We start from the raw sequence: 13604 nt of genomic DNA, 5'->3' as shown, positions 1-13604 counted from the left end.
TTTTTTTCACAAAAAAAGGAACAATTATTTGTTCCCGTAGTATGAATTTAAGAAAGATTCTTTGAATTCTTTAAATGTACCATCTAAAATAGCTTGTCTAGCCTGTTCTGTAAGACGAATGATGAAACGAAGATTATGTATCGAAGCTAGTTCAAAATATTTGGCTGATTCTGTGCGGTCTTGTGATTTCCAAAGTCTTCTTAATTCGCCTAATGTGATTTTACTTTGACATGTTGGACAATCACATCCTTCATCAATGATTTCATCGCTATCTCTATATTTAGATAGATTGATAGGACCATGCATTGTATACAATCTTCCATGTCTTGCTTCTCTTGTAGGGGCTACACAATCAAATGTATCTGCACCGTTTTCAGTTCCAATCAAGATATCATCTGGATGAGATAAACCTAATAAATGTCTTGGCTTGTTTTCTGGTAGTTCTTCGTTACACCAAGTTAAAATATCGCCTAATGTTTCTTTTAAGAAAGCTCCACCTAATCCATAACCATCAAAATCCATTTGTGCATACTTTTTACAAGTAGATCTTCTAAGATCTTCCCAACGCCCACCTTGAATTACGCCATATAGAGATTGGTGATATCCTAAATCATCACAATGTTTCTTATGTTCATCAAGACTTCTTTTTGCCCAACGCTCAGTTCTTGCCAAAGATTCAACATTATATTCATAAGTATCCGCTAAAGAAGTTAATTCATCATAAGCCATATGGATATCGGCTCCAATACGACATTGAATCTGCATACTTTCTTCAGGACCAATAAAATCTTCTTGACCTGTAAATGGATCATGAAAGTGTACTCCATCTTCTGTAACGTGGGCTAAACGTTTTTCTTCTTCCGTATTTTTCATGTTGTCTTCACGTTTCATGCTGACAACTTTTCCACAACCTGAACCTAAAGACATGACTTGAAATCCACCAGAATCCGTTAAGGTTGGACCATCCCATTTTGACCATGCAGATAAGCCTCCATTAGCGGCAATTTCTGGGGAAATGTTTCGTAAATGATATCCATTACTTAACATGGCTTGAGCATGAATACTCTTTAATTCTTCCATAGAAACAAAACGAACTTCACCATGTGTTCCTACGCACATAAATGCTGGCGTTTTAATGTCACCATGAGGTGTATGTATAATTCCGGCTCTTCCTAAATGGCCAGGAATTCTTTTTTCAATTTCAAAATAAAATTTATTGTCATTTTTATATTCCATAAATGCCTCCAACTCATTTATTTTATCATATATTAGCGTCGGCTTATATAAAAGATTATACCAAGTATACTGATTATACCTGCAACATATCCGATGGATTGAATGTTAATCCAATTAATGGTTTGTCCTCCGATAAAAGACCCTAATCCAATACCTAGATTAAAGATGCCTGAGAAAATCGACATTGCAACAGAACTTGTATTTTCATCAGTTGCCAACATTGTTTCTGATTGGCAAGCCACATTAAATGCAGTAGAGCTAGTTCCCCATACAATACACATCAACAAGAGTGTGATGATGGATACTGCACTTGGTTTTAATAAGAATAAAACAAGTGTAAGAGAGAATAGTGAAACTAAGATGAATCTCTTTCTGTTCTTGTTGTAGAAATTAGAGAATAAGATACTTCCACCGATTCCGGCAACACCAAATAAAGAGAGTACAAGTGTAATTGTTGTATTGGATAAAATTGCGACTTGTGATAAGAAGGGTTCGATATAGCTATAGGCCGTATAGTAGGCACTCGCAAATAATAAGGAAATACCGTAAATGGTAATTAGCTGTTTATTTCTTAATAGTGTAGGTAATTGATATAAAGTAAAGGCAGAAGTTGTTTCAAGACTAGGTAAGTAGTGTGTTTGAAAAAGTAGTAGAAGGATACTGATGATCCCTACAATCAAAAATGTGATTCTCCATCCCATCCATAAACCAATCATTCTTCCAAGTGGTAAACCGGCAATCATGGCAACGCTTGTACCCGTAACAATCATGCTCATCGCAAATTCACGTTTATCTTCATTGACAAGTCTTACAGCTATGACGCTTGCGATAGACCAGAATACGGCGTGAGCACATGCTACGACAAGTCTTCCTAGTATTAATATAGCGAAATTCATAGAAATAGCACTAATGGCTTGCCCTAGTCCAAATAAGAAGAGTGTAGTAAGTAAGACTTTCTTTAAGTTGTATTTAGAAGCTAAAATCATTAATGGTAAAGAAAGTAGCATCACAGCCCAAGAATAGATAGTAATCATTGCACCGGCTTGTGTTTGGGTGATGGAAAAAGATTGGGCAATATCTGTAAGTAGGCCAATGGGCATAAATTCAGAAGTGTTAAAAATAAATGCGGCAATTGTCATTCCTAAAAGTGGCATCCATTGTTTCTTATGCAAAATAAATCATCCTTTCAAAAACGATTTTTATTTTACCATAAGTTTTATTGAAAACCCTATTTTTTCTTTCTATAATATATATCGGTGATAATTTATGAAGAAAACAATTTGGATAGCAACGAGCAATGCTCATAAAGTGGAAGAGTTTCAGACGATGTTGAAGGATTGTGATGTGAAATGTTTAAAAGATTTAGATCATACAATCCATATTATTGAAGATGGAACAACTTTTGAAGAAAATGCATTGATCAAAGCTCGTACATTATTTAATGAACTACATGAACCTGTCATTAGTGATGATTCAGGTTTGGAAGTGGATGCGATGGACAAAAAGCCGGGTGTTTATTCCGCTCGTTTTTTAGGTGAAGATACAAGCTATGATATTAAGAATCAATATATTATAGATCAAGTACAAGGTAAGGTGCGTACAGCTCGTTATGTGTGTGTAATTGCCTATATTGATGAAGATGGAAAAGAACATGTATATCGTGGTGAATGTGAAGGTTTGATTCACGATAAATTGGAAGGTGAAAATGGATTTGGTTATGATCCTATTTTCTATTATCCTGCATTTAAGACAACGCTTGCCAATGTGAGTGAAGAAAAGAAAAATAGTGTTTCACATCGTGGTATTGCGCTTGAGAAGTTTTTGAAAGATTGGAGTAAATAAGTATGTTGCATGTAGTATTGTATGAACCGGAAATTCCACAAAATACAGGAAATATTATTCGAACTTGTATGGCTACAGGTTCTCGTTTGCATTTGATTGAACCATTGGGCTTTTCGTTAGATGAAAAACATTTGCGTCGTTCGGGAATGGATTATATCAAAGATGCCGATATTCATATTCACAAGAATTGGGATGCGTTTGTGGCTGAAAATCCATGTGAACATTATTATTTTATGACTCGCTATGGAAAAAAGGCACCAAGTGAATTTGACTTCGCAAAAGAAGAGGGCGATGTTTATTTAGTGCTTGGAAAAGAAAGTACGGGTGTAGACAAAAAAATCCTCAAAGGACACTTAGATACTTGTATGCGTCTTCCTATGGTCGCAAACGCAAGAAGCTTGAATTTGTCCAATTGTGCTGCCATTATTGTATATGAAGTGTTGCGTCAACTTGATTATCCAGGACTTAGTACGCATGAAGAGCTTAAGGGAGAGGATTGGCTTGAAAATCTTAAGGTTGATTGATCAATGCATAGATTCGTTTGAAAAGCGAATCTTTCTTTTTATTTTCTTTCTTTGTCTATATTGGTTGTGGCAGAATGTATGGCAGCTCATTCTGTTTGGTAAATTATTCTTTGTGACGAATTATGAGAGTTTATTTCATATTCAGTCAACACTAGGTATGTATCAATCGAGTGTTTTCATTCGTATCCTATATTATGTGATTTCAAATCCAACTTTGAATGTATTAAAACTCATTAGTTGTATAAAACTAATAGACATTTTGGCTATTGCAGGAGTCATATTATTGATAAAAAAGTTTCGAATTGTCGTTATTTTTAATGGAATTAAATACGTTTGGGGCTTGTTTTGGGTTGTTAAAGCATTAAATTCAAAAAGTGTATATTTGGTAATTTCTTGTTTAAAATGGCTTTCTTTAGGGCTTTTTATAAGTATGCTGATTGTTTCTATAGTTTTACTGTATACGCTTTCAAAAATGATTGCGGATTATGATGATTTTGTTCATGAATTGTAGACAATATTATGCATTTACTAAATTGTGTACAATTTTTTATAAAATCACACAATTTACCACAATTTAGATTCAAATGCTTTATATAAAGCTTATTAAGGGAAAATTAAGAAATAAATTACTAAAAAGTGCAAATGATTTTTAAGCGAAAATTTGCAACAAAAAAGAATCCTTGTTAAACTTCAGTTGTTGTAACGAAGAGGTGATATGATGAATTTTATCGAAAAACATAGTAAAATTTTAGCCGTAAGCCTATGTCTATTGACTTCTGGTCCAATTGTTTCGACAATGTATGCCAAAGAAGTTCAACCAGGATGGCATGGTGAAGGCGCAGATCGTTATTATATTTTAGAATCAAATCGTCAAACAGCTACTGGTTTAACAAAAATCGATACTGAACTTTACTATTTCAATAGTAAGGGTGAAATGCAGTTTGGTTGGCAAAATGTTTCGGATGAAACGTATTATTTCCAAGCAGATGGAACTGCAGCAACAGGCACGGTTACAATTCACGGCAGTGAATATAATTTCCAAAAGGAAGGTATTCTTCTTCATGGATGGAGTGAAGATGGTAAATCATTCTACGATGAAAAAGGAAACAAGACTTCAACAAACTGGGTTGAAGACAATGGCGCAAAATATTATTTTGACGAAAAAGGAAATTGCGTAACGGGTTGGCAAAAAATCGATGGCCAGGACTATTATTTTGGTGAAGATGGAAAGATGGCTACAGGTCAATTTGATGTAGACGGAAAAACATATTTCACTGGTGAAGATGGAATCTTCCGTACTGGTTGGCAAGTAATCAACGGTCAGGATTATTATTATGCAGAAAATGGTGAAGTCACTAAGAATAAATTCTTAGATATTGATGGAACTAAATACGCATTCGATGAAAATGGTAATTTAATTAAGAATACCGAAAAAGATGGATATAAGATCGATGAAAATGGTGTTGCGACTGAAATAACTCCTTCTCAGGATTCTTCAACTCAAGACACTACAAGTACACCGGCTCAAAGTACTACTACAAACACAAGCACGAGTACAAACACAAGTACAAATACTACACAAGCTCCTTCACAGAATACAACAGGTGGTTCTACAAACAATAGTTACAACAATAACTATGCACCATCAACTCCAAGTGTAAACTCTTCAGCTATTGCGGCTGCAGCTAGAGCACAAGTAGGAGCAAGTCAAGATTGTACAATGTTAGTCACAAATGCTTTGAAAGCCGTAGGAATTAATTTCCATGGTTCTCCTGAACAATATTTAAGTTTAGGACGCATTACATCAAGTCCAGTTGCAGGTGATATTATTGTTTATTCAGGTCACGTTGCGATTTATCTTGGAAACGGACAAGCTGTTCATGGTGGATGGCTAGGCAATCAAACAGTAATAGAGTCGGTTTCTTGTGGTAATGCATTGATTGCATATGTTCATGTAGGTTAGAATTCAATTCTAACCTTTTTTTTGTTTTTGTGGTAAAATCAATAATATATTTTTCAAGGAGGTCTTGTATGAACTATATTCAAACGCAAAAATTTAGCGATGTCTATGTTTCTTGTAAAACAATGATGCCTTTTAATCGAAATACAATTACAGCACTCAATGTTCTTGTATATATGATGAAGGCAAAAACAGAAAAGATGGATTCAAAACAGAAATTAGCCTCTACGTTAAATCTAGCTTATGGTACGAAAATATCTTATGGATTAACATCTTTCGGGGATTTAATTCAAGTAGATGTGCGTTTTCAATTTGTTCGTCCAGACTGGATTGAAGATGAGAATTATGTAAATAAAATCAAAGATATTATGGATCAAGCTTTATTTCATTCGGTATTGGATGAAGAAAACTTCAAAGAGTCTGTATATCTATTAAAAAATAGATTATTAGCACAAATGGATGACCCAGCCAATTTATCTTGTATGTATGCCTTTGAAATGGCTCATGACAAGCATTCGATTTCGATTCCTGTACAAGGAAGTTTAAAGGACTTAGAAACGCTTACTTTAAAAGATGTCAAACAAATATATACACTCTATATGGATATGGCTAAACATTTCTATATTTGTGGATATGTTGATCAAGAATTATATGATTTTATTGATTCTTTGGATTCGCATTTTCCTTTTATTTCAGAAAGAACATTGCTTCCAAAAGTAGAAACGAGTTATAAGACATTTGAAAAGGATATTTCTCAAACCTGTATTTCGCAAGTGTATTCTACAGGTGTGGATATTTCAAGTGCAGACTATGAGGCAGAATTGCTTTTGTGTAGTATTTTAGGACAAAGTCAAAAGAATTTGATGTTTGATGAGATTCGTGAGAAGAATAGCCTTTGTTATTCAATAAGCTCATCAATCATTCGTTTTGATGGTGCGATATTGATTCATACGGGTGTAAATCGTAAAGATGTTACTAAAGTATTGAATTTAATAGAAACCCAAATGGATCGATTATTGAATATGGATTATGACGATGCCTATTTAGAAATTGCGAAAATGGGATTTAAAGATCGCCTTGTTGGCGGGTTGGATCAGGCACTCTCTTTAATTGCCCAAGCGTTTTTAGATGATTTGTTGCATTGTAAACTAACAACAGAACAAAGAATTGAAAGGATTATGAAGGTGACAAAGGAAGATATTTCGCGTGTTGCTTTACAAATGAATTTGGCATCAGTAGCCATTGTTGCGGAGAATGAAAATGAATTATAATTTGGATTTAACGAAAGAAACTTTACCAAATGGCTTACAAGTTTTACTTGTGCATAAGCCGGATTATCAAAGATCACTCTTTCTTTTGGGGGCAAAAGTTGGTGGCTTTGACATAGATCAAAATGTGGATGGAACACTTGTTCATCATAAAAGTGGATTGGCTCATTATTTAGAGCATCAAATGTTTTATTTAGATGGAGAAGATGTTAGTGAATTGTTTGCGGGTTTGCAGTGTTCTACAAATGCCTATACTTCATATACGGAAACTGCATTTTATTTTTCAACGACAGCAGATGTAAAAAAACCATTAAAGCTATTATTTGATTTTGTTGAGAATCTAGACGTGACAAACAAAACGATTGAAAAAGAAAAGGGAATTATTCTAAGTGAATATGATATGTATCAACAATCGCCTGAACAGCGTCTTTTTAAGGAGACTTTAATCTCTTTATATAAGAATCATCCAATGAAAGTAGATGTATTAGGATCTAAGAAAGATATTCAAAATATGCGTATGGAAGATCTTAAATATTTTTATGAGTTGAATTATGATCCAAGTAAATTATGTCTTGTAGGCATCACTGGAAAAGATACAGACGAAATTATGGAATGGATCAAAGACTGTCAAAAGGATGTAGAAAGTAAGTGTGATAAAGAGATTTCGCGTGTTTTTAAAGAAGAACCGATGGAAGTCAATCGCAAAGAATTTGTAGATACAATGGATATTTCTCAGCCTTTTGTGTGTGTTGGCTTTAAAATGAAGCCTTGTTCAAATGTTATGGAGAGTATAGAAAAGGATTTTGCGGTTAATATGTGGCTAGATTCTTTAATGGGGCCTTTGAATCCTAAATTTCAAGAATGGCTGGATCAAAGAATTTTTACGCAATTTGTAGGAGCGGAAGCGGATTTCACTACAGATCATAGTTATGTCTTATTTTATGCACAAACAACAAATCCAGAGGCTTTTATTGAGCTTGTAAAAGAGCAGGTGAAGAAGAAAACAATATTGAATGAAGATTATCAATCTTTGCGTGCGCAGGCTATAGCGAATAATTTAAGGGGCTTAAATCATTTTGATGGTTTAGCGAATGATTTATTAAGAAGTCATTTTGAAAATTTTGATTATATGGATAGTTTAAATCGCATTCAAAAGATGTCTTTAGACAAGGTTCTTTCTAATTTGGATGATTTAGATTTTTCAAATGTATGTGTGACAAAAATTCTTCCGAATGATTCTATCTGATCTAATTTGCGTTATTTTAGCCAAATTAGAGGCTGAAAACAATAGAAATATGTGCAAAATAGCGACCTATAGACAAAATAGGTCGTTTGTTTTATATAAGGGATGTTTGTACAATACATTTGAAGAAGGATGGTGATGAAAATGGTGGTCAGAATTGAAGGAGGATAATCAATTATGAATGCGTTTAGTATCGTGGGGAAAATTACGGAAATGCCTGTTTTAAAGGAAACAACAAATGGTTTAAAAACTTGTGAACTTCCTGTTCGTGTGCAGCGTAACTTTCCAAATTCAGATGGTGTTTATGAAAATGATGATATGGTTATTGAAGTATGGCGAGGACTTGCTGAAACGGTAAGTGCTTCATGTAAGATTGGTGATTATGTAGGAATCAATGGTCGTATTCATTCGCGTAAATATCAAAAGGATGAAAAGGTATACTTAAACTATGGCTTTGTAGCCGAAAAAATTGATTTTTTACGTTAGTAAACAAAGAGAAATACACAAAATAAGAAAACACATCCACAAAAAAAGAAGCGAATCAAGTCGCTTCTTTCTTTTTTTTATGTCTAAGATTAACGGTTGTAGAATTCTACTACTAACAATTCGTTGATTTCTTGAGCTGTGAATAGTTCTTTACGTTCTGGGTAACGAACATAAGTACCTTTCTTAGCGTCTTTGTTTACTTCTACGAAATCAACAGTTGCAGTTGCAGCTTCTAAAGCTTCGTTAATTACGCTTAAGTTTTTAGCGCGTTCACGGATTTCGATAACTTGTCCTGGTTTTACTTGGAAACTAGGAATATCTACTTTCTTACCATCTACTAATACGTGTCCGTGGTTTACTAACTGACGGCTAGCACGACGAGTACGTGCAAATCCCATACGATAAACGATATTATCTAAACGAGATTCTAACATTACTAAGAAGTTTTCACCAGCTGAACCAGCTTTTTTACTTGCTTTTAAGTAAGTGTTGTAGAATTGTTTTTCACTTAATTGGTAAGTGTGACGAATTCTTTGTTTTTCTTGTAACTGGATACCGTAGTTTGTTAATTTTGGACGACGAGGTGAACCGTGTTGTCCTGGAATAGTATCACGACGAGTTAATTCTTCACCAGTTTCTAAAACTGAGAAACCAAGACGACGAGACTTTTTCCAAATGCTTCCTGTGTTTCTTGACATAATTTTTCCTCCTATTGTTTTATATCATTCATAAAACAATAACAGTACAAATCTTTAAAGGTTGTGTTAACAATGATATTTTCCGCTATCAGCTATTAGCTTACTCATATCGCTTAGTGCTGTAACGCATATCCTTTAACTTTGTATGCTGCTATCAATTTATGCCTATGTATCATATCAAAGAACATGAATAAAATCAAGAAAAGGATGCAATGATTTTGAAGTTTTGCTATAATAAGAATGGTTTGCAAGGAGGTACCACTATGGATAGTGTTTTGAATTTCTTTCGATCAGTATACGCATTCATAAAAAATCAACTTTCTGTGACTGTAATCATCTATCTTTGTATAGCGATTTTAGTCTTGATCTTGGTTTGGATCATCATGCGTATGATCAAACGTAAAAAGGCGTCGAAGCGACTTTCAGATCTTGAAATTGAAATGAATGAAATTCGTAACAATTCCTTGGCCTATAAATTTAACAAAGCATCGGCGTTCGCAAGAGTGAATGATGATATCATGGATAAAGTTAAAAAATTAACTCCAAAATATGATACTTGTCAAAATAACTTAAGTGCATGTGATGATTTGTTCAATGAAGCAGATGATTATGTTTCTAGACATCGTTTGCGTAAATCAATGCGTGCAATGGATGATTTAGAAACAATGATGGATGAAACAAAAGAAAGAATTCGTATTGTTACGCAATCTTTGGATCACATCTTAGCTCGTGAAACAGAAGTTCGTGAATCGGCAAATGCTTTAAAAGAACGTTTCCGTAATGTGAAAACTGTTTATCAAGATAATCGTTCTTCATTCTATGGATCGGTTAATTATGTAGATTCATGTTTAGAGGAAATCGAAAATGAATTCTCTAATTTCGAAGAATGGATGTTTGCTTCTGAATTTAATAAGGCAAAGGAAGAACAAGAAAAAATCTCAAAAATGGTGGATGAGATCAGCTCTAAAATTGCAGCCTTCCCTGGACTCTATGAAAAGGCCAAGAATGTATTACCTCGTGCAATCAACGAAGTTCGTTTGCACATCAAGGAATTACAAGAAAAAGATATCGACTTATCTTATTTAGAACCAGAAGAAAAATTAACAACCATTCAAAATGCATTGGCAAGTACAATTGATCAATTGGATGCTGGTGAATTTGAATTGGCACAAGAAAACTTGGAAATCATTGGAGATCACATCTTAGCTTTACAAGATGATGTGACGAATGAAAAACAGGCATATGAAGAAATTCATGTGAGTCTTCAATCAAATTTAGATATTGTTAATGTCATTGGTCAGGAACTTGAGGAAATCATGGCACTTTATGCCAATATTAAAGACCGTTTTGGTTTAGAAGATTGGACACACCGCTTCTCTTTGGCAAAAATCCAAATGGAAGATTTAGAAAAGCGTCGTGATGAAATTCAAAATGAATTGAAACAAAATCAACGTCCAAGCGTAGATGTAGTTCATGGTTATCGTAAATTTTCAGAAGATGTTAATGAATTCCACGATCAAGTCAAGGATATGAAAGAAATGCTAGTGGGAGCAAGTAGTGATGAATCACGTGCTAAAAAACAATTGACTAAATTACAATTGATTTTAAATGAAGTGCGTCTAAATACAGTAACACGTCATTTACCTAGTATTTCATCTCAATTTTCTGCAGATTTAAAAGAAGGCGAACGCTTGATTCAACGTGTTCGTGTTGTGTTGGATCACTCACCATTAGATGTACAAACATTAAATGCAGATTTGCAGGATGCCATCGATTTTGTATATAAGTTATACAATAACGCAAACAATTTAGTCGGTGTTGCTGTTATGGTAGAAAATGCGATTGTGTTTGGTAACCGTTTCCGTAGTACGCATGCACAAATGGATTCGGATTTAACTCGTGCAGAGTTATGCTTCCAAAATGGAGAATATACTCGTGCACTTAAGATTGCGATTCAGGCAATCGAAAACATGCACCCAGGAATTTATGAGAAACTAGTTGCTCAAAAAGATCCTGCTGTTATGAATCAGGTGCAGTAATGATTTATTTTGATAATGCTTCGACAACCTCTGTACGTACAGAGGTTCGTCGTGTTTATGGGCAAATGTTAGAAACTTGTTATGGCAATCCAGATAGTTTGCATGCAATAGGACGTCAAGCAAGTACGCTCATGGAAAAGAGTCGATCAAATATTGCTTCTATGCTTCATGTAGAGCCTAGTGAAATTATTTTTACTTCAGCGGCTAGTGAATCCAACACATTAGCTATTGTTGGATATGCTCTAGCAAATGAACATAGAGGTCATCATGTATTAACAAGTAATGTTGAACATTCAAGTGTTCGTCATGCGATGGAGTTTTTAAAGCGTTTTGGCTTTGAAGTTGAATTTCTTCCAATTAATGAAGAAGGTATTGTAACGCCAGAATGTTTAAAAGCGCATATGCGTAAAGATACGATTTTAGTTTCTGTTATGCATGTGAATAATGAAATGGGTGCCATCAATCCCATTTTAGAATTAGAGAAAATTGTACATCAAAATCCAACTTGTGTTTATCATGTGGATTGTGTACAAAGCTTCTCAAAAATTGATATTCCTTTCGACAAATTAGATATGGCAACAATCTCTGCACATAAGATTCATGGTCTAAAGGGAAGTGCCATTTTAATGAAGAAAAAGAAGATTCAGCTTGTTCCAATTATTCAAGGTGGTCAACAAGAACAGGGTCTTCGTGGAGGAACAGAGAATGCACCTGCCAATATTGTTTTGGCAAAAACGATTCGTTTGGCTTTAGAAGAACAATCTAGTGCGTATGCTCATGTTTCAAAAATCAATCAATATTTGCGTGAAGAATTATCTAAAATTAAGGGTGCACATATTCATTCACCTTTGAGTGCGATTCCATATATTCTAAATATTTCATTTGATCAAATCACAAGTGAAGTCTTATTGAATGCTTTGGATCAAAAGGGGATTTGTGTATCCGCAAAAAGCACTTGTTCTTCACAAAATACCAATGCTTCTGAAGTCTTATTGGCTATGCATAAATCGGAATTTGATGCGACACATGGAATTCGCTTATCATTTTCTTATGAGAATACTTTAGAAGAGGCAAAATATTTTATAGAAACATGTAAGGAGATTATAGAGAATTATGGCTTATCGTTATAATCACATCTTGATTCGTTATGGCGAATTGAGTTTAAAAGGAAAAAACCGTAACAACTTTATTAAGGCGCTTTATGATAATGTTCGTAAGGCTTTAAAAGCATTTCCAACATTAGAATTTGAAAAACAACATGATCGTATGTATATTTACCTTCATGATGAAGATTCAAAACAGGTAAGTGAAATTTTAGCGAAAGTATTTGGAATTTCATCTTTCTCATTGGCTATTAAAGTGGAACCAGATTTAGATCAAATCATTGATGCTTGTTATGAATCTTTAGATTTAACAACGCCAAAAACATTTAAGGTAGCTGCACGTCGTAGCGATAAATTATTCCCTTATATTTCGGATGAAATTAATCGTAAGGTAGCCACTAAAATTTTAAAGAACAGTGACTGGAAAGTAGATGTGCATAATCCGGATGTTAAAATTGTTGTTGAAGTTCACCAAGATGCAGCTTACATCATGACAGATCGTGTTCAAGGTGCTGGAGGATATCCAGTTGGTGTTGGTGGAAAGGCCATGGTTTTATTGAGTGGCGGAATTGATTCTCCAGTTGCCTGCTACTTAATGATGAAGCGTGGTGTACATATTGAATGTATTCACTATGCATCTCCTCCATATACTTCACAAAATGCACAAGAAAAAGTTATGGAACTGGCAAGACTTGTATCTGGTTATCAAGGTGATGTTTTAGTTCATGTTGTTCCATTTACAGATCTTCAATTGGCAATCTATCAAAATGCGGATGAGAGTTATGCGATCACATTAATGCGTCGTATGATGATGCGTATTGCAACAGGTCTAGCTCAAAAAAGACATGCGCAAGCAATCGCTACTGGTGAGTCAATTGGTCAGGTCGCAAGTCAAACATTAGAAAGTATGCTTGCAATCAATGATGTCACAAACATGCCAATTATTCGTCCAGTTGTTTGTATGGATAAAGTTGAGATTATTGATCTATCTAAAAAGATTGGAACCTATGAAACAAGTATTCTTCCTTATGAAGATTGTTGTACGATCTTTACACCTAAAAATCCAGTCACAAAACCTCGTGTTGATAAATGCGAAAAATATGAGGGAAAATGGGATTTTGACAAGATGGTACAAGATTGTATAGATAATACAGAAGATATTTGGGTACATCCAGTTAAGGTTGAAGAAGATTTATTCTAAGAGA

Annotated in this window: 13 protein-coding genes; 10 read left to right on the top strand and 3 right to left on the bottom strand. The window is 34.3% G+C overall.

Going from position 1 to position 13604, the window contains the following annotated elements:
• Positions 1-24 precede the first annotated feature (24 nt).
• Both tgt and EUBIFOR_RS02635 read right to left on the bottom strand, forming a co-directional pair.
• A complete protein-coding gene (gene tgt, locus EUBIFOR_RS02640) occupies positions 25-1236 on the bottom strand; it encodes a tRNA guanosine(34) transglycosylase Tgt (protein WP_003864362.1) in 1212 nt (403 codons plus the stop codon).
• A 32-nt stretch (positions 1237-1268) separates the two neighbouring features.
• Positions 1269-2408: a sugar transporter gene (locus tag EUBIFOR_RS02635; RefSeq protein WP_208853788.1), complete on the bottom strand. Its 1140-nt coding sequence runs from the start codon at positions 2406-2408 to the stop codon at positions 1269-1271.
• Positions 2409-2502: 94 nt separating this feature from the next.
• Here EUBIFOR_RS02635 and rdgB point away from each other — a divergent pair, with 94 nt between their 5' ends.
• The 7 genes from rdgB to EUBIFOR_RS02600 all read left to right on the top strand — a co-directional run bounded on the left by rdgB (position 2503) and on the right by EUBIFOR_RS02600 (position 8559).
• The gene (rdgB, locus tag EUBIFOR_RS02630) at positions 2503-3078 is read left to right on the top strand and encodes an RdgB/HAM1 family non-canonical purine NTP pyrophosphatase (protein ID WP_003864360.1); all 576 of its coding nucleotides are present in this window, start codon (positions 2503-2505) and stop codon (positions 3076-3078) included.
• Between the two features lie 2 nt (positions 3079-3080).
• Positions 3081-3602 (top strand): tRNA (cytidine(34)-2'-O)-methyltransferase, encoded by a 522-nt coding sequence (locus EUBIFOR_RS02625; RefSeq protein ID WP_003864359.1) that lies wholly within the window; start codon positions 3081-3083, stop codon positions 3600-3602.
• On the top strand, positions 3580-4113 hold the full coding sequence (locus EUBIFOR_RS02620; RefSeq protein ID WP_040466095.1) for a hypothetical protein: 534 nt from the start codon (positions 3580-3582) through the stop codon (positions 4111-4113). The genes EUBIFOR_RS02625 and EUBIFOR_RS02620 overlap by 23 nt, the downstream gene beginning before the upstream one ends.
• A gap of 207 nt (positions 4114-4320) precedes the next feature.
• Positions 4321-5565, top strand: coding sequence for an NlpC/P60 family protein (locus EUBIFOR_RS02615; protein ID WP_040466094.1), 1245 nt, complete (start codon positions 4321-4323; stop codon positions 5563-5565).
• Between the two features lie 68 nt (positions 5566-5633).
• Positions 5634-6833: a M16 family metallopeptidase gene (locus tag EUBIFOR_RS02610; RefSeq protein ID WP_003864356.1), complete on the top strand. Its 1200-nt coding sequence runs from the start codon at positions 5634-5636 to the stop codon at positions 6831-6833.
• Positions 6823-8076 (top strand): EF-P 5-aminopentanol modification-associated protein YfmH, encoded by a 1254-nt coding sequence (gene yfmH, locus EUBIFOR_RS02605; RefSeq protein ID WP_040466093.1) that lies wholly within the window; start codon positions 6823-6825, stop codon positions 8074-8076. The genes EUBIFOR_RS02610 and yfmH overlap by 11 nt, the downstream gene beginning before the upstream one ends.
• 174 nt (positions 8077-8250) lie before the next feature.
• Entirely contained in the window at positions 8251-8559 is a 309-nt protein-coding gene (locus EUBIFOR_RS02600; protein ID WP_003864354.1) for a single-stranded DNA-binding protein, read from the top strand.
• An 89-nt stretch (positions 8560-8648) separates the two neighbouring features.
• Here the strand turns inward: EUBIFOR_RS02600 and rpsD are convergent, their stop codons facing one another.
• Positions 8649-9257, bottom strand: a complete 609-nt coding sequence (rpsD, locus tag EUBIFOR_RS02595) for a 30S ribosomal protein S4 (protein WP_003864353.1) — start codon at positions 9255-9257, stop codon at positions 8649-8651.
• 263 nt (positions 9258-9520) lie between these two features.
• On the opposite strand from rpsD, the gene EUBIFOR_RS02590 reads away from it, so the two are divergent.
• From EUBIFOR_RS02590 to thiI, 3 genes are read left to right on the top strand one after another with little or no spacing between them, the layout of a single operon-like run.
• Positions 9521-11296 carry a septation ring formation regulator EzrA gene (locus EUBIFOR_RS02590; protein ID WP_040466092.1) on the top strand — a complete coding sequence of 592 codons (1776 nt, stop codon included), beginning with the start codon at positions 9521-9523 and terminating at the stop codon, positions 11294-11296.
• Positions 11296-12426, top strand: a complete 1131-nt coding sequence (locus EUBIFOR_RS02585; protein WP_003864351.1) for a cysteine desulfurase family protein — start codon at positions 11296-11298, stop codon at positions 12424-12426. The genes EUBIFOR_RS02590 and EUBIFOR_RS02585 overlap by 1 nt, the downstream gene beginning before the upstream one ends.
• The gene (gene thiI, locus EUBIFOR_RS02580) at positions 12410-13600 is read left to right on the top strand and encodes a tRNA uracil 4-sulfurtransferase ThiI (protein WP_003864350.1); all 1191 of its coding nucleotides are present in this window, start codon (positions 12410-12412) and stop codon (positions 13598-13600) included. The genes EUBIFOR_RS02585 and thiI overlap by 17 nt, the downstream gene beginning before the upstream one ends.
• Positions 13601-13604 lie beyond the last annotated feature (4 nt).

Origin of the sequence: Holdemanella biformis DSM 3989 (assembly GCF_000156655.1) — a bacterium.
Taxonomy (GTDB): Bacteria; Bacillota_I; Bacilli_A; order Erysipelotrichales; family Erysipelotrichaceae; genus Holdemanella; species Holdemanella biformis.
The sequence above is the reverse complement of the archived record's forward strand: the minus strand, read 5'-3'. Positions and strand labels throughout refer to the sequence as shown.